Here is a 16214-nt window from a genome sequence, read left to right on the forward strand (position 1 = left end):
TCACTCAATCGACAGGTATTTGGAAAAACCGGTTGCACCCGTCCTGCACGGGGTCATAACCTGCTCAGGCCGGGCACGAAGTGCCCGCTGGGGATTCAAGAGCTAGCAGTCGAGTACGAGCCACCCGAGGAGGTGACCGGTCGTGAACACTCCCACGTGCTTCGAGACGCCCGGTTACCTGATGACCGGGGTGATCTTGGCTTCAGGCGCTGCTCGTGTCGCGGGGGAGAAGTCTGCCCGCGATCGCCACGCCCTCAAGTGGGGTGCTGAGCGAGTTCAGCTGATCCAGGTGCCGACGCCGCACGCGTCGACCGTTGTCCCGACTCAGAACGTTGCGCCGTCCGCGCACGAGCGAAGTACCTGACCACCTTGTAGTCAGGCCACCAAGCTCACGAAGGCCGCGGACCCGTAACCGGATCCGCGGCCTTCGTGCTGTTCCGACCCGTTTTGCGGTTCGAACGACCAACAAAAACCCCATGCAAGACCCTTGACAGGAGTCCACCTGATGTTGACCGCGACCGTCCCCATAAACGGGACGTTGTCCACCGAGCCGGAGCTCTCCGGGGCGGGTGTCGCCACTCTGATCGACACCGCGCCGGACGCCGGCTTGGAACTTCCTTGCCGTACCAACAACCCCGACCTGTGGTTCGCCGACGCGCCGGCGGAGCTGGAGGAGGCGAAGAGGTTCTGCGCCACCTGCCCCGTCATCGCGGAGTGCCTGGCCGGTGCGCTTGCTCGCCACGAGCCCTGGGGGGTCTGGGGCGGCGAGATCTTCGAGCGCGGAACCGTGATCGCGCGGAAGCGTCCCCGTGGGCGCCCCCGCAAGAACGCAGCACCTGTTGTACCCGCGGCACCCGCCGCGACCGTTGTCCGGGGGGCTAACGACCAGGAGGCCGCCGCGTGACCACGTACCGATCCACCGCAGACGAAACCATGCTGATCGAGGTCAATCCCAAGGGGAACCCCATGCTGCTCGAAGAAAATCTCGCCAGATCCCGAATGCATGACGCGGAGATATTCGCGCGACAGCATCGGCTGGCCCACCGCCTCGTCGTCGCCCGCAGGTGGCGCCGGCTCGCCGGATGGGCCCAGCGCAGGGCTGCCACGAAGGCCCGCGCGATCTGATGCACGGAGCGGCCCGCCCTCCTCGTCCCACGACGGGAGGGCGGGCTTCGCCGTCTCCGCGGTGAGGAAGGAGCACGTCACCGACCACCTCCCCGCCGACCACCGGCCCGATGCTCGGCGGGGCTTTTTCAGTGGGAGGGTTCTGCTCGGCATGGGTACCGTTCTTCGTGTGGCAGCTCACTCTCACAACCATGCCCATGCCCACACCCACGACGGGATCGACTGGTCGTCCCGGCTGGACTCGTTGCGGCAGGCCGATGAGCTGGATGCCGAGGCGCGGCGGGTCGTCGCGCGCAGACTCGTCCGCCTCCTGCCCGACAACCCGGCCGTCCTGGACGTCGGATGCGGCGCGGGTGGGATGAGCGTGGCGCTCGTCGAGGCCCTGTCCGCCCGGGGCGGTGGCACCGTCGTGCTGGTCGACGCCGTGCCCGAGCTGCTGGACGCGGCCACGGGCGTCGCCCGGTCGGCGGCCACCTACGAGACCGACACGACCACGGCGACCGTGCGCGTCCGGCCGGTGCTCGCCGACCTGGCCACCGAACGGCCGGTGGAGATCGCCGGACCCGCCCAGTTGGTGTGGGCTTCGAACGTGGTGCATCACCTCCCTGACCAGCGTGCGGCGGTGGCGGGGTTGGTCGAGGCGGTCGCGTCGGGCGGGTGGCTGGCGCTCGCCGAAGGTGGGCTGAGCGGCAAGTTCCTCCCGTTCGACCTGGGCATCGGCGAGCCAGGCTTGCAGGAACGCCTGACCGCCGCCCGCGACCAGTGGTTCGTGCGGATGCGGGAGAACACGGCCGGCGCCGTTCGCCTGCACGGTGGCTGGAACCTGGCACTCTCCGCCGCCGGTCTCGTGGACGTGACCGCGTTCAGCTACCTGGTCGACCACCCGGCCCCGCCCAAGCAGGCGGTGCGGGATTGGGCGGTGAACCAGCTGGCGTGGTTCGCCGACGTCGCCGGGGACGCCCTCCACCCCGCCGACCGCCGCACGGTGAAGCAACTGCTCGACCCGCAGGACCCGGCATTCCTCGGGCTGCGCGACGACGTGTTCCTGCTGACCGCCAACACCGTCTACCTGGGCCGCAAGCCGTGACCGACACGTGCGCCCGCTGCGGGCGGACGCGTTCGTCCGTCACGGACCCGGCCCAGCTCCTGGCCTGGGTGCGGGAACGGGAGCACGGCGCCGACCAGTGGTTGTGCCACGTCTGTGCGCGGGCGCACGTGCGGGACATCGAAGGCAAGCTGCCGTCGGATTACTGGACTGCCAGGTAGGGCAGCTTGGCTGCCGCCGCCGGGTAGAGCAGGTTGGTGTGAGGTGCGGAGCGCAGCCGACTGGCGTGGACTGACCGCTGCCGCTGGGTGGGGTGGGTGTGCGGGCGTAGGTACGGGCCGCGGATGTGGTGTGGGGGCGAGCGGCTCCATGCAGTGTCCGGGCCCACCAGCACGCTGCGGGTGCCCGGAATAGAGGGATACCAGCCCGCCGTCGAAGCGCTCGCCGTCGACGGACGCAGCATCGCTGCTTTCAACTGCCTCAAACAGTTCCGGCTGGCCACCCGCTACGCCGCACGAGCCGCCTACTTACAGGCCGATGGCGGATGGGGTTGGTGCAGGGCCGGGGTGCTGGTGTGAGGTGCGGGTGCTGGCAAAGACGGGCGCGTGGTGCAGTGGGGATGTGCGGGGTGGGGTAGGGGATGCGGCCCGACTGGTTCCTCGATGGGGGTGAGGAGTGGACTGGGTGTGCGGGCCGGTGAGGTTGGAAGTGTGGGCTTGGCCGGCTGGTGAGGGGGCCGCTGTGGTGGAGGGGCGCGGTGCGGTGGGCTGAAGTGCGGGGTGAGGCAGGAAGCGGTGGGTGAGAGCGGGTGGTGGTGAGAGGGGTCGGTAGGGGCGGGTGGTGTTGGGAGGAGTGGCGGGGCGGTGGTGGTGTGAGGGTGGTGGGGCAGGGGTGGTTGGTGGGTCGGTGGTCAGTGGAGGAGGGCGGTGAGGAGTTTCAGGGTGGCGCGAGGGGTGGCGGTGCCTCGTTTGCTGCCCGCGTCCAGTTCCCTGGTCAGGCCCGTGACGGTGCACATGCCGGAGCGGACGGCGGTGGCCAGGAGGTGGTGTTGGCGCAGCGGGTCCGGTTCGTGGCGGGCGGCGTCCAGGGTGGCTCTCGTCGGTTCGGCGACGGGCAGGCCGGCTTCCACCACGACCTCCGGTGGGCGGGTGGTGCGTTCCAGCAGCACGTGGTCGGCGCACGAACGGCGGGTGGTGGCGGGTTGCAGGAGGTGGATGCGGGGTGGGGGAGGCAGGTCGCGCAGGCCGTGGGCGTGCAGGGCGTCGACGCCGGTGACCACTGCCTTCGGGCCCGCGTAGGCGAGCGCGGCTCGGAGGCGCTGGTCACGGGTGGGAGGGCTCGCGCTGAGCAGCACCACGCCCGGCAGGATGCGCTGCCACGGCCCGCCGGGACGGCACTTGAGGTCGATGAGGTAGCCCGGCACGCCGGTCGCCTTCAGGTCCGCCGAGGTGATCACTTGGTTCATGGGTCAGATCCTCCGGTGGTTCCGGAGGGCGGGCCATGGGGTGTTCGGGATCTGTGGATAAGTGGGTGACCTGTGGACAACTCAGTCGTCGAAGCCTGGTTGCCACTGGGCGACGATGGCCCTGGCCTGCACGTTCGCGTCGAGCTGGCAGAGGATGCCGGTCGCGCCCAGCGTCACCCTGTGGACAAGTAGGTACTGCGGGGGCAGGTTCAACGACCTTCCCGTCTGCGAATCGGGGCTGCGGAGGTCGCCGACGCGCTCCGCCTGCTTCTGCAACCACCGCCGGGTGAAGTGGAACGTCTCCGTCCGCAGCGGCTCGACGAACGGCGCCAGGTAGTTCAGCACGTCCTCGGCGTGCAGCTCGGTCCCGGGACGGATGAACCGCTCCGACCGCAGCAGCTCCACCAGGTCCGCCGAGCGGCCGTCCAGCGCCAGCCGGGTCATCAGGCCCAACGTCCGCGGCAGGCCGTCGGGCAGCCGGGCGACCGCGCCGAAGTCCAGCACGCGCAACCGGCCGTCCGCGCCCAGCATGAAGTTGCCGGGGTGCGGGTCGGCGTGCAGCAGCCCGGACCGGCTCGGCGCGGAGAAGTGGAACTCCGACAGCAGCTGCCCGGCCAGGTCGCGCTCCTCGCGCTCACCCGCACGGATGATCTTCGACAGCGGTGTGCCCTCGGTCCACTCGGTGACCATCACCTTCGGCGAGCTGGCCACCACCCGCGGCACGAGCACGCGGTCGTCGCCGTCGAACGCCTTCGCGAAGATCCGCTGGTTGGCCGCCTCGGTCCGGTAGTCCAACTCCTCCAGGTACCGGTCCCGCAGCTCCTCCAGCAGCGGCTTGACCTCCGCACCCGGCATCACGGCCTGCAACACCCGGCTGAACCGCAGCAACGTGCTGAGGTCGCTCTGCAACGCCTCGTCCGCGCCCGGGTACTGCACCTTCACCGCCACGTCGCGGCCGTCGTGCCACACCGCCCGGTGCACCTGCCCGATGCTCGCCGACGCGGCGGGCGAGTCGTCGAACGAGGTGAACCGCTTCGCCCACCCCGAGCCGAGCTGCTCGGCCAGCACGCGGTGCACGGTGCGGGCGGGCATCGGCGGCGCGGCCGTCTGCAGCTTGGTCAACGCCTCGCGGTACGGCTCGGCCAGCTCGTCCGGCACCGCCGCCTCGAACACGCTCAGGGCCTGGCCGAACTTCATGGCGCCGCCCTTGAGCTGCCCGAGCACCGCGAACACCTGCTCCGCGGTCTTCGCCGACACCTCGGCGCTGACCTCCTCGGAGCTGCGGCCTGCCAGGCGCTTGCCCCAGCCGCCCACCACCCGGCCCGCCACGCCGAGCGGGAGGCTGGCCAGCTTGGCGGTGCGCTGCACGGCCTTGCGCGGGATCTCGCTCACCCGGTGATTCTCCTCCCGCACGTTCACGTGGTCGCAGTGGTGCACGCCCTGCCACAAAACCTACACAGCCCCACCTGAGGGCGGATCACGTCGCGTGACGGCACTCGCAGCGCGGGTGCACCGGCGCGATGCGGTGCTCCACCGCCCCGGTGAACGCGTCCACCTCCAGGGTCGCGTCCCAGGTGGGCGGTCTGGTCGCGGCCTGCTCGGACCGGTCGAGCGCCAGCAGCGCCTGCCCGACCGCCACCCCGGCCGTCGCCGTGACGGTGGCCAGGTCGGCGTGCTGGGCGCGGTCCACCAGCTGCGCGGCGATCATCGGCCACTCCGGGTCCGCGTCGGCCGCGTGCCGGTCCGCGCACCTCAGGCAGCTGCTGCGACCGGGCACGACCAGCGGCCCGACCACGCCCACCCCTTCCCGGACCCGCACGGCCAGGTGCGGTGTGCCGTCCGCCACTAGCCGGTGCAGCACCTCCGGGGCGGGCACCAGGGCGTCGGCCAGGACCACCAGGTCCACGGCCCGCCCCACCGGCCGCACGGTCGCGCACGCCCGCCGCACGGCGTCCTCGGCGGCCTCGGCGCGCGGTCGGCCGACGTCCGCTTCGACGTACCCCGATCCGGTGTCCTCCGGCCCGACCCGACCCCGCGCGACCACCCGAACGTGTGCCACCCCGGAGGCCGCCAGGAGAGCGGCGACGGTGACCGCGAGCCGGCCCTCGCCCTGCACCACGACGGACCTGGCGGCCCGGTCGGCGGGTAGCGCGGCGGCGCACCGGCGGGTCCGCAACGCCCACCCGGTGACCTCGGCGGCCAGCCTCGGGTGCGGCACGGGCACGGACTCCTCGACCAGCCCGGCTCTCGCCAGGCCGTGCAGCACGCCGGCGAGCTCGGCGGCCTGCCGACCGTGACCGGCGAGGCGTTCCCGCAGGTCGGTGAGGGTGTGTCGACCGTTGAGGCCGAGCAGCAAAGAGGCCATCGGCTCCGGCACGTCCTCGACGAGCATCGCGTGCCGCGGGTCGGTGCCGATCTGCACCACGTCGTCCCGGCGGCGCAGCAGCGGCAGGCCGGGCAGGACCCTGGGGCGGTTGGGTAGCTCCACGACGGCAGCCTGCCCGTGACGGCCGGTCCGGCAAAACGCCTGTCCACAGGCGTGCCGGTTGTCCACAGAGGCCACGAAGGGCCTTGACGAGCGGCCGGACGCCCGCGAGGGGCCCGGCCGCCCGTCCTCGATCAGACCTTCGCCTTGCCGAGGATCCGGGTCACCGTGGTTCCGCAGACCGGGCACTTTCCCTTGGCCATCCTGCGGTTGTTGCTCTCGTGCACCTCGCCCGTGAAGTCGCGCTTCTCACGGCACTTGACGCAGTAGCCGTTGTAGGTCTCGGCCACGGCTTCCTCCTCGCTTCGAGAGTGCGGAGCGATCTGCGCCACACTCGGGGGTTGCGCTGAACGCTACCTCCGGGAACGCGCCTCCGCTGCACGCCGCGTCGAGCGTGTCCAGCCGCCTTTCGGTGGAACCTGTCGGTACGTCCCTCCACAGACCGCCGCTTGGCCGCCGCGGATTGTCGGTCCCTGGCCTTACCGTGAACGCCATGCCCGAACCGCAGGTGGAGGTGCGGCGCAGCGCCCGGCGCCGTCGCATGGTGAGCGCGTACCGCGAGGGGGACACGGTCGTCGTCCTGCTGCCGGCTCGCATGAGCAAGAGCGAGGAGAAGCACTGGGTGGCGGAGATGCTCAGCCGCCTGCAGCGCAGCGAGACCCGCAGGCGCTCGCCCACGCGCACGTCGGACGCGGCCCTGCTGGCGCGGTGCGAGGAGCTGGCGGAGAAGTACCTGGACGGCCTGCAGCCGAGCAGCGTGCGGTGGGTGCCGCCGATGCGCACGAGGTGGGCGTCGTGCACGCCGAGCGAGGGCACGATCAGGATCAGCGAACGGCTGCGCGACGTGCCCGCTTGGGTGCTCGACTACGTGCTGGTGCACGAGCTGGCGCACCTGGAGGTGCCCGGCCACGGCAAGGACTTCTGGCTGCTCGTGCACAGGTACCCGAAGGCGGAACGCGCCATCGGGTACCTGGAAGGCCTCTCCGCCGCGGCGGGCCTCGGGATCACCGAGGAAGACTGAAGGCGGCCGAGGGGGTTACTCCTCGTCCTTCTTCGGCTCGCCGCCCTCACCGGACCCGTCCGCGTCACGCAGCGTGCGCTCCAGCTCCGCCATCGGGTCCTCCAGCGCCTTGCGCGTCTGGCCGAACCGCTCGGCGAACTCCATCGGGTCGTCCAGGTCCTCCGCCGTGGGCACCAGGTCGGGGTGCTCCCAGACGCTGTCGCGCTGCTCGATGCCGTGCTGGTCGGTGAGCAGCTTCCACAGCGCCGCCGCCGAGCGGTGGCGCCGGGGCCGCAGCTCCAGGCCGACCAGCGTGGCGAACGTCTGCTCCGCCGGCCCGCCGGACGCACGCCGCCTGCGCAGCGTCTCCCGGAGCGCGTCGGCGCCGGGCAGCCGCTCGCCGACCGCCTCGTTCACCACCACGTCGACCCAGCCCTCGACCAGGGCCAGCAACGTCTCCAGGCGGGTCAGCGCGGCCTTCTGCTCGGGTGTGGTCTGGGGTTCGAGCATCCCCGACTTCATCGCCTCTTCGATGCTCGCCGGGTTGGCCGGGTCGATCTGGCCGGCCAGCTGCTCCAGCGCCGAGGTGTCGACGGTGATGCCGCGGGCGAACTCCTCCACCGTGTCCAGCAGCCGCTGCCGCAGCCACGGCACGTGGCTGAACAGCCGCTGGTGAGCCGCCTCGCGCGCGGCCAGGAACACCAGCACCTCGCTGGTCGGCCGCTCCAGGCCCTCGGTGAACTTCTCGATGTTGTCGGGCAGCAACGCCGCCGTGCCCTCGGGCCCGAGGGGCAGCCCCACGTCGGTCGACGTCAGCACCTCCGCGCCGAGCTGCGCCAACGCGCCGCCCAGCTGCGAGCCGAACGCCATGCCGCCCATCTGGCCGAGCATCGACAGCAGCGGTCCGGCGGCCTCCTTGGCCTCGGCGGGCATCGCGTCGACCCAGGCGCCGGACACGCGCCGGGCCACCGGGTCGCACAGCCGCTGCCACGTCGGCAACGTGCGCTCCACCCAGTCGCGCGCGCTCCAGCTCTGGGACGTGCGGGCGCCCGCGGGCAGCGACGTCACCGGGTCGAGCCACATCTCCGCCAGGTGCACGGCGTCGGCCACCGGGCCGCTCTGGTCCGGGCCGAACCCGGTGCCGCCCTTGCCGGCGAGCTGCTGCAGCGCGATCTGCTTCGCGAGGTCGTAGTTGACCGGCCCGGCCGACGTGCCCGAGTTGCTGAACATCGCACCGAGCTGGCTCAGCATCGCGCCGAGCTGGTTGAAGTCGAAGGGGTTCTCCCCTTGCTCCCCGGGTTTGCGGTCGCGGTCGTCGGGGTCCTGCGGGCTGAACCCGAAGGGCAGGTCACTCATGGGTCCACGGTACGCGGCACGGCAGCCCCGCGTGGGACCGGTTCGCCGGCAGCGTGACGCCGTGGTCGTACCCTGTCTGGCGTGACCGAAGGCACCGACACCGCCGTGGACCAGGCACCACCCCCACCGCACGCGCCGCGGCGCGGCCTGACCCGGCGGACGTGGACCCTCGTGGTCAGCCTCACGGTCGTGCTGGCGCTCGGCCTGCTCGGCGGGTTCGCCCGCGTGCCGTACGTCGCCCTCGGTCCCGGGCCGACCTACGACACGTTGGGCCAGGTCAACGGCGGTGACGTGGTGAAGGTGGACGGTCAGGAGACGTTCCCGACCGGCGGCCACCTCACCATGACCACGGTGTCGCTCACCGACGACGTGTCGCTGTTCGGCGCGCTCGGCCTGTGGATCAGCGGCCGGTACGCGCTGGCGCCGCGCGAGGAGTTCTTCCGGCCCGGCGAGTCCGAGCAGCAGGTCCGCGACCAGAACGTGAAGGCGTTCCAGGACTCGCAGAGCAGCGCCGAGGTGGCCGCGCTGAGCTACCTGGACTACCCGATGAAGGTCGTCGCCGCCGAGATCACCAACGACACCGCGGCCGCCACCGTGCTCGAGCCGGACGACCGGCTGCTGGAGGTCAACGGCAAGCAGGTGACCACGGCCGACGACGTGCGCGCGGCGCTGGAGAACACGAAGCCGGGCGACCGGATCTCCCTGACCTTCGAGCGCAAGTCCGAGCGCAGGACCGCCACCGTCACCCTCGGCCGCACCGACGGCCGCGAGACCGGTTTCCTCGGCGTGCTGCCGCTGGACCGCGCGGACGTGCCGTTCGAGATCAAGATCAGCCTGACCGACGTCGGCGGGCCGTCGGCGGGCCTGCTGTTCGCGCTGTCGATCGTCGACAAGCTCACCCCCGGTGAGCTGAACGGCGGCCAGTCCGTCGCGGGCACCGGCGAGATCGACGACAAGGGGCAGGTCGGCCGCATCGGCGGCATCGGGTTCAAGATGGTCGCCGCCCGCGAAGGCGGCGCCACCGTGTTCCTCGTGCCCGCGGGCAACTGCGAAGAGGCGAAGCAGCACGCCCCGGAGGGCATGCGCCTGGTCAAGGTCGAGAAGCTGGACGACGCCGTGCAGTCCCTGGAGTCGCTGAGCAAGGGCGGCGACGCGCCGAGCTGCTAGCCACTGCTCCCCCCGCACCCACTCGCGAGGACGCGAACGATCGACTTCCCGGCGCCCTCGCCGCGACGCCGGAGGCGGCGCCGTCCAACGCCGGAGGCGGCGCCGTCCGACACCCTCACGGTCGGAGGGTCTCCAGCAGGGCGCGGGTGAGGTTCGGGGCCAGTTCGGGGTGCGCCACGACCTCCTCGGGCACCTCCACGCTGCCGCGCAGCCGCAGCACGCACGCCGCCGAGCCGTCCCTCAGCACCGCCGCCACGAGCCGCGCCTCCCGGCGCTGGGGGTGCTCGGCGGCGAACCTGCGCGCCTGCTCGTCGTCCAGCTCCTGCTCGGTCAGCTCCGCCTCCGCGTCCGGCGGCAGCACGACGATCTCCTGCGCCAACGCGCACCCGTGCACGACGTCGGGCCAGACGATGCCCGCCAGCGCCCGGTCCAGCTCGTCGTCGGGCAGCGAGTCCTGCGCGATCGGCGTCAACGGCGAGGCGGCGGGGTCGAGCTGGCCCGCCAGCTCGGGTTGCTGCGCCAACAGCTCGGCCGTCGGCACCAGCGCGAACAGCTGGGTCGGCTGGTTCCACCCGGCGGTGGACACGAACTCCTCGACCTCGCGGGCGACCTCGGGCAGCACCACGGGTGGCGTTTCACTGGCTGACACGCCCGCCATGGTCGCACCTGCCCCGGCCGCGTCGACAATCAGATGCGAAGACAAGACCGAACGGGGAACCTCGGGCGGCCTCCGTAGAGTTGGACAGAACGTACGAACGCCACTACCGCGATCCAGGAGCGTGCCCCGTGGCCACACGGCCCCCGGTCGGACTGCCCAGGCTGTCCCGTCGCAGCCGGATTCTGCTCATCGTCGGTGCGGTGGTCCTGGTCGGTCTGATCACCGGCTCAAGGCTGCTCGGCACCTACGTCAACTGGCTCTGGTTCGGTGAGGTCGGCTTCCGCAGCGTCTACGGCACGGTGCTCGCGACCCGGTTCGGGTTGTTCTTCGCCGTGGGTCTGCTGGTCGGCGGTCTCGTCGCGATCAACCTGATCCTCGCCTACCGCTCCCGGCCGGTCTTCGTGCCGGTGTCCGGGCCCGACGACCCGGTGGCCCGCTACCGCGCGGTCGTCAGCAAGCGGATGAAGCTGTTCGCCATCGGCCTGCCGGTGCTGGTCGGCCTCATCGCCGGCACCTCGGCCCAGGGCGACTGGCGCGAAGTCCAGCTGTTCTTCAACGCCACGTCGTTCGGGGTGAACGACCCCGAGTTCGGCCACGACATCGGCTTCTACGCGTTCCAGCTGCCGTTCTACACGTGGGTGCTCGGGTGGCTGTTCGTCGCCACGGCGGTCGCGTTCGTGGCCGCGGTCGTGGCGCACTACCTGTTCGGCGGCATCCGGCTGGCGGGCCGCGGCGGTCAGCTCTCGGGGCCCGCCCGCACCCACCTGGCGATCGTCGCCGGCGTGTTCATCCTGCTCAAGGCCGTCGCGTACTTCTTCGACCGGTACAGGCTGCTGTTCTCCGACCGCAACGACAAGTTCGACGGCGCGAGCTACACCGACCTCAACGCGGTGCTGCCCGCCAAGCTGATCCTGCTGTTCATCGCGGTGTTCTGCGCCATCGCCTTCTTCACCGGCGCGGTGCTGCGCAACCTGCAGCTGCCGGCGATCGCGACCGTGCTGCTGGTGCTGTCCTCGATCCTGGTCGGCGCCGCGTGGCCCGCCGTGCTGGAGCAGTTCTCGGTGCGGCCGAACGCCATCGAGAAGGAGGCCGAACCCATCGGCCGCAACATCGAGGCCACCCGGCAGGCCTTCGGGTTGACCGCGGACAAGGTGGAGAGCAAGCCGTACGCGGGCAAGCAGAACGTCTCGCTGGACGAGCTGAAGAACGACCAGGCGACGGTCGGCAACGTCCGGCTGCTCGACCCGGCCGTCATCTCCAAGACGTTCACCCAGTTCCAGCAGCTGAGGCCGTTCTACGCGTTCCCGGAGAAGCTGGACGTCGACCGGTACACAAAGGACAAGCAGCTCCAGGACTACATCGTCGCGGTCCGCGAGCTCCACACCGCCGGCATCCCGCAGGGTCAGCGCGACTGGATCAACCAGCACCTCATCTACACCCACGGCAACGGCATGGTGTTCGCCGAGGCCAGCAAGGTGAACTCGCCCGCGGACGAGGGCGGCAACGGCGGCTACCCGGTGTTCGAGGTGGCGCAGGTCGGCCAGGACGGCAAGGTCCAGCCCGGCCCGTTCGGCGTGGAGCAGCCGCGCACCTACTTCGGTGAGCTGGGCAGCCCGGCCGACTACGCCATCGTCGGCGGCCGCGGCGAGGGCGCTCCCGGCGAGTACGACACCGACGGCTCGTCCTACACCTACGGCGGCAAGGGCGGCGTCCGCATCGGCGGCCTGTTCAACAAGATGGTCTTCGCCGCCGCCTACGGCGAGCGGAACATCCTGTTCAACTCGGCCATCGGCGACGACTCGCGGATCATCTTCAACCGCCACCCGCGCGACCGGGTCGAGGCCGTGGCGCCGTGGCTGACCGTGGACGGCGACCCGTACCCGGCCGTGGTGGACGGCCGCATCACGTGGATCGTCGACGGCTACACCACGCTCGACAACTACCCGTACGCGCGCCGCACGGCGCTGGGCGACGCCACGAACGACTCGCTGCCGGGCGTCGCGCAGCAGCCCAACCGGGAGATCAGCTACATCCGCAACTCGGTCAAGGCCACTGTGGACGCCTACGACGGCACGGTGACCCTGTTCGAGATGGACACGCAGGACCCGGTGCTGAAGGCGTGGATGGGTGTCTTCCCGGGCACGGTGAAGGCCAACAGCGAGATGTCGCAGTCGCTGAAGGAGCACCTGCGCTACCCCGAGGACCTGTTCAAGGTGCAGCGGGAGATGCTGTCGGAGTACCACGTGGACAACCCGCGTGACTTCTACTCCGGCGTCTCGTTCTGGGACGTGCCGTCCGACCCCACCATCGACAACGCCACCACCGTCGAGGCCCAGCAGCAGGGCGTGCAGCAGCAGCGGGACCGGCAGCCGCCGTTCTACGTGCTGGCGGGCGACCCGACCGGGGACGCGAACAAGGTGAGCTTCCAGCTGACCAGCGCGCTGGTGCGGTTGAACCGGGAGTTCATGGCGTCGTACGTGACGGTCAGATCCGACCCGGACAACTACGGCAAGATGAGCGTCCTGACGCTGAACAACGAGGTCAAGGGCCCGCAGCAGATCCAGACCACCTTCCTCACCAACGGCGAGGTCAGCGGCGAGCTGAACCTGCTCGCCCAGCGGCAGACGAAGGTCGTCTACGGCAACCTGCTGACCCTGCCGGTGGGCGGCGGCCTGCTCTACGTGGAGCCCATCTACATCGAGCGGGCCAGCCAGAACACCCAGTTCCCGCAGTTGTTCAAGGTCCTGGTGAGCTTCGGCGACAAGGTGGGCTACGCGCCGACCCTGGCCGAGGCGATGGAGGAGGTCCTGTCCGGTTCGTCGTCCCAGGTGCCGCAGACGGACCCGAACGGCCAGCCGCCGACCTCGACCCCGTCCACCACGCCCACGGCGCCCAACGACGGGCAGGGCGGCACGGAGCTGCAACAGGCCGTGCGGGACATCCAGGCGGCGCTCGCACGGGTGAAGGCGGCGCAGTCCAGCGGTGACTTCGCCGAGCTCGGCAACGCCTACAAGGCGCTGGACGACGCCACGAAGAGGTTCAACACGGCCGCCGGCGCTCCGACCACGACGCCGACGACCACCTCGGCGTCACCGCCACCGACCGGCTGACCTGCGCTGATATCGCCATCGGGTGGCCTGGGACACGTTCCGGGCCACCCGATTTGCATTCCGGTTAACCCCAGGCGTAGAGTTCTAAATGCAGCGCGGGGTGGAGCAGCTCGGTAGCTCGCTGGGCTCATAACCCAGAGGTCGCAGGTTCAAATCCTGTCCCCGCTACAAAGTGGGAAAGCCGTGTTCACGGAGATCGTGAACACGGCTTTTTCGCATTTACGGCGGGGAACCGGGGCGCAGCCCTTGGACTCCGTCCGGTGCGAGTTCGGCGGAGGAGCGGGACCGGCGCCGGCAGCGGGAATGCGATGGCGTTTCGGCTGGGTGAGCTGGGGTTTTGCCGGTTGGGGGACCCCGGTGAAAAGTGGTTTTCAGGGCGTGTATAGTTGTCCTTACAGCGCGGGGTGGAGCAGCTCGGTAGCTCGCTGGGCTCATAACCCAGAGGTCGCAGGTTCAAATCCTGTCCCCGCTACCACGTGAAAGGCCCCCGGAGTCACGACTCCGGGGGCCTTTCGCTTGCGCGTGCTCAGGTCATGTTCTCGGCCCAGTACTGGGCGCACGTGAGGGAGCACACCCGGCCTTCGCCGCTGACCGTGCGGTGCCTGCGGATCTGCTTGCCGCACACCATGCACTCGTCCTTGCCCGCCTGCTCCGGGATCGTGCCGGACGCCCAGGCGCGGGCGTTGCGGACTACCTTCGTCCCCGTCGTCCATTTGATGCCCACAGCTGACCTCCCAGTCGTACGAACACCCGACGTAATGGTCCCACCACCCGACGTGTTTGCCACGTCGAGAGCACGACATCACCGGGTTGTGCTATCGCCCGATGGTGCGGGCGGAGCCGGGTGGCAGCGGCGCGTGACCCCGCGCTGCCGTTCGAGTGAACGCAAAGTGCGGCTTCCCTTGTGCCTCAATGGATTTCCACTCGGCGTGGACAGACCGGGTCAAGAGGCCGAACGCGTGGCGTTGATCAGCGGGCGGTTACGCAGCGATGTTTGCGTTGCTCCGCTTGGCCCAACTCGACTAGCCCGTGATCAGCCACAGTGGACAGAACGGCTGACCATTGTGGACAGCGGCCGGTGAGCGTGGCACCGTTGGTGGGGTGTCGGACCTGAATGCGACGGCGGCCGCCCTGCTCGGGCTGCTGCACGACGGACCCAAGACCGGTGGCCAGCTCGTGGCTGAGGCCGGAGAGCGCTTCGGCGCGTTCTTCAGCGTCACCCGCAGCCAGGTCTACCGCGAGCTGCCCGCGTTGGCGGACGCGGGCCTGCTTCGCCTCGGCAAGCAGGGCCCGCGCTCCAGTCAGCAGTACGTGCTGACCGCGGCGGGCAAGAAGGCGTTCAAGAACTGGCTGCTCTCCGAGCCTGGACCGGACCACCTGCGCAGCCCGCTGATCCTGCGGCTGGTGCACGCGGGCTCCCTGACCGCAAAACAGCGGCAAGGGCTCGTGGACTCCGCCCGCGCGAGCTACGGCGCCCACCAGGAGGCCCAGAAGATCGCCGCCAAGACCGCGGAGGACGCCTACGCCAAGGCGGTCGCCGAGTTCGGCCTGGCGCACGCCAAGGCGGTGCTCAAGCTGCTCGACGCCATCCCGACGGCCTGAATCGCGCCCACCGGTCGCACTCCGCGACCGGTGCCGGCGTAATCTTGGGACGTGAATCCCGACGTCGAAGCAGACATCAAGGACCTCTCCGCCACGCTCACGAGCATCGAGGCGGTCATGGACCTCGATGCGCTGCGCGCCCAGGTCGCGGAGCTGGAGCAGGCCGCGGCCCGGCCGGACCTGTGGGACGACCAGGAGAAGGCGCAGAAGGTCACCAGCCTGCTCTCGCACCGGCAGGGCGAGCTGCGCCGCATCACGACCCTGCGCGAGCGCCTCGACGACCTGTCGATCATGTACGAGCTGGCCGAGGACGAAGGTGACGCGGGCAGCCTCGCCGAGGCCGACAACGACCGCGCGAAGCTCCGCGACGAGATCTCCTCGCTGGAGGTCCGCACGCTGCTGTCCGGCGAGTACGACGAGCGCAACGCGCTGGTCACCATCCGTGCCGAGGCGGGCGGCATCGACGCGGCCGACTTCGCCGAGATGCTGCTGCGGATGTACTCGCGGTGGGCCGAGCGGCACGGCTACGGCGTCGACGTGTTCGACACGTCCTACGCCGAGGAGGCGGGCATCAAGTCCGCCACGTTCCGCGTCACGGCCCCCTACGCCTACGGCACGCTCAGCGTCGAGCAGGGCACCCACCGCCTCGTGCGCATCTCGCCGTTCGACAACCAGGGCCGCCGGCAGACGTCGTTCGCGGGCGTCGAGGTGGTGCCCGTGGTCGAGCAGACCGACCACGTCGACATCGACGAGAAGGACCTCAGGGTCGACGTCTACCGCTCCTCCGGCCCCGGTGGCCAGGGCGTCAACACGACCGACTCGGCGGTGCGCCTGACGCACATCCCGACCGGCATCGTGGTCTCCTGCCAGAACGAGCGCTCGCAGCTGCAGAACAAGGCCACCGCGATGGCCGTGCTCCAGGCCAAGCTGCTCGAGCGGCAGCGGCAGGAGGAGCAGGCGAGGATGGACGCGCTCAAGGACACCGGGTCCAGCTGGGGCAACCAGATGCGCTCCTACGTGCTGCACCCCTACCAGATGGTCAAGGACCTGCGCACGGAGCACGAGGTCGGCAACCCGTCCGCGGTGCTCGACGGCGAGATCGACGACTTCCTGGAAGCCGGCATCCGCTGGCGCAAGCAGCAGCAGTCCTGATCGGTCAAGCCCCCATCCGGCGGGCGAGACGAGGGCTTCACCCCGCCCG

Annotated in this window: 15 protein-coding genes and 2 tRNA genes; 10 read left to right on the forward strand and 7 right to left on the reverse strand. The window is 70.5% G+C overall.

Annotated elements, in window-relative coordinates; all coding sequences use genetic code 11:
* The first annotated feature begins 505 nt into the window (after nt 1–505).
* From IOD16_RS02160 to IOD16_RS02170, 3 genes are all read left to right on the forward strand, one after another.
* Nucleotides 506–904 carry a WhiB family transcriptional regulator gene (locus IOD16_RS02160; protein ID WP_236594688.1) on the forward strand — a complete coding sequence of 133 codons (399 nt, stop codon included), beginning with the start codon at nt 506–508 and terminating at the stop codon, nt 902–904.
* Nucleotides 901–1125: a hypothetical protein gene (locus IOD16_RS02165; RefSeq protein WP_201438679.1), complete on the forward strand. Its 225-nt coding sequence runs from the start codon at nt 901–903 to the stop codon at nt 1123–1125. The genes IOD16_RS02160 and IOD16_RS02165 overlap by 4 nt, the downstream gene beginning before the upstream one ends.
* A 169-nt stretch (nt 1126–1294) precedes the next feature.
* Nucleotides 1295–2212: a class I SAM-dependent methyltransferase gene (locus IOD16_RS02170; RefSeq protein ID WP_236594689.1), complete on the forward strand. Its 918-nt coding sequence runs from the start codon at nt 1295–1297 to the stop codon at nt 2210–2212.
* Between the two features lie 868 nt (nt 2213–3080).
* Here IOD16_RS02170 and IOD16_RS02175 read toward each other — a convergent pair.
* The 4 genes from IOD16_RS02175 to IOD16_RS02190 form a co-directional block, all read right to left on the reverse strand.
* Nucleotides 3081–3635, reverse strand: coding sequence for a hypothetical protein (locus IOD16_RS02175; RefSeq protein ID WP_123743913.1), 555 nt, complete (start codon nt 3633–3635; stop codon nt 3081–3083).
* 81 nt (nt 3636–3716) lie between these two features.
* Nucleotides 3717–5027, reverse strand: coding sequence for an ABC1 kinase family protein (locus IOD16_RS02180; protein WP_201438681.1), 1311 nt, complete (start codon nt 5025–5027; stop codon nt 3717–3719).
* An 85-nt stretch (nt 5028–5112) separates the two neighbouring features.
* Nucleotides 5113–6123 carry a TOMM precursor leader peptide-binding protein gene (locus tag IOD16_RS02185; protein ID WP_236594691.1) on the reverse strand — a complete coding sequence of 337 codons (1011 nt, stop codon included), beginning with the start codon at nt 6121–6123 and terminating at the stop codon, nt 5113–5115.
* Nucleotides 6124–6254: 131 nt separating this feature from the next.
* Complete coding sequence (locus IOD16_RS02190) at nt 6255–6410, reverse strand: DUF5679 domain-containing protein (protein WP_015098458.1); 156 nt, start codon at nt 6408–6410, stop codon at nt 6255–6257.
* A 203-nt stretch (nt 6411–6613) separates the two neighbouring features.
* Between IOD16_RS02190 and IOD16_RS02195 the strand changes: the two genes are divergently transcribed.
* The gene (locus IOD16_RS02195; protein WP_123748100.1) at nt 6614–7141 is read left to right on the forward strand and encodes a M48 metallopeptidase family protein; all 528 of its coding nucleotides are present in this window, start codon (nt 6614–6616) and stop codon (nt 7139–7141) included.
* A gap of 15 nt (nt 7142–7156) precedes the next feature.
* Here IOD16_RS02195 and IOD16_RS02200 read toward each other — a convergent pair whose 3' ends face one another.
* Nucleotides 7157–8476 carry a zinc-dependent metalloprotease gene (locus tag IOD16_RS02200; protein ID WP_201438682.1) on the reverse strand — a complete coding sequence of 440 codons (1320 nt, stop codon included), beginning with the start codon at nt 8474–8476 and terminating at the stop codon, nt 7157–7159.
* A gap of 81 nt (nt 8477–8557) precedes the next feature.
* Between IOD16_RS02200 and IOD16_RS02205 the strand changes: the two genes are divergently transcribed.
* Nucleotides 8558–9643 (forward strand): YlbL family protein, encoded by a 1086-nt coding sequence (locus IOD16_RS02205; RefSeq protein WP_236594692.1) that lies wholly within the window; start codon nt 8558–8560, stop codon nt 9641–9643.
* A 115-nt stretch (nt 9644–9758) separates the two neighbouring features.
* On the opposite strand, the gene IOD16_RS02210 is transcribed toward IOD16_RS02205, so the two are convergent.
* The gene (locus IOD16_RS02210) at nt 9759–10301 is read right to left on the reverse strand and encodes a PPA1309 family protein (RefSeq protein ID WP_123743910.1); all 543 of its coding nucleotides are present in this window, start codon (nt 10299–10301) and stop codon (nt 9759–9761) included.
* 128 nt (nt 10302–10429) lie between these two features.
* On the opposite strand from IOD16_RS02210, the gene IOD16_RS02215 reads away from it, so the two are divergent.
* From IOD16_RS02215 to IOD16_RS02225, 3 genes are all read left to right on the forward strand, one after another.
* Nucleotides 10430–13411, forward strand: coding sequence for a UPF0182 family protein (locus IOD16_RS02215; protein ID WP_201438683.1), 2982 nt, complete (start codon nt 10430–10432; stop codon nt 13409–13411).
* Nucleotides 13412–13505: 94 nt separating this feature from the next.
* Nucleotides 13506–13579: transfer RNA gene (locus tag IOD16_RS02220), tRNA-Met, on the forward strand.
* Between the two features lie 230 nt (nt 13580–13809).
* Nucleotides 13810–13886 (forward strand) — tRNA-Met (locus IOD16_RS02225).
* A gap of 51 nt (nt 13887–13937) precedes the next feature.
* Here the strand turns inward: IOD16_RS02225 and IOD16_RS02230 are convergent.
* The gene (locus tag IOD16_RS02230; RefSeq protein ID WP_053717392.1) at nt 13938–14135 is read right to left on the reverse strand and encodes a hypothetical protein; all 198 of its coding nucleotides are present in this window, start codon (nt 14133–14135) and stop codon (nt 13938–13940) included.
* Nucleotides 14136–14512: 377 nt separating this feature from the next.
* On the opposite strand from IOD16_RS02230, the gene IOD16_RS02235 reads away from it, so the two are divergent.
* Nucleotides 14513–15013 (forward strand): PadR family transcriptional regulator, encoded by a 501-nt coding sequence (locus IOD16_RS02235; protein WP_123743908.1) that lies wholly within the window; start codon nt 14513–14515, stop codon nt 15011–15013.
* 51 nt (nt 15014–15064) lie between these two features.
* Nucleotides 15065–16165 (forward strand): peptide chain release factor 2, encoded by a 1101-nt coding sequence (prfB, locus tag IOD16_RS02240; RefSeq protein ID WP_123743907.1) that lies wholly within the window; start codon nt 15065–15067, stop codon nt 16163–16165.
* Nucleotides 16166–16214 lie beyond the last annotated feature (49 nt).

This window comes from Saccharothrix sp. 6-C (assembly GCF_016695385.1).
Lineage (GTDB): Bacteria > Actinomycetota > Actinomycetes > Mycobacteriales > Pseudonocardiaceae > Actinosynnema > Actinosynnema texasense.

What these genes read in the sequence shown, in the direction of transcription:
- IOD16_RS02160 (WP_236594688.1), top strand. Translation starts at nt 506, where the DNA reads ATGTTGACCGCGACCGTCCCCATAAACGGGACGTTGTCCACCGAGCCG.
- IOD16_RS02195 (WP_123748100.1), top strand. Translation starts at nt 6,614, where the DNA reads ATGCCCGAACCGCAGGTGGAGGTGCGGCGCAGCGCCCGGCGCCGTCGC.
- IOD16_RS02175 (WP_123743913.1), bottom strand. Translation starts at nt 3,635, where the DNA reads ATGAACCAAGTGATCACCTCGGCGGACCTGAAGGCGACCGGCGTGCCG.
- IOD16_RS02200 (WP_201438682.1), bottom strand. Translation starts at nt 8,476, where the DNA reads ATGAGTGACCTGCCCTTCGGGTTCAGCCCGCAGGACCCCGACGACCGC.
- IOD16_RS02210 (WP_123743910.1), bottom strand. Translation starts at nt 10,301, where the DNA reads ATGGCGGGCGTGTCAGCCAGTGAAACGCCACCCGTGGTGCTGCCCGAG.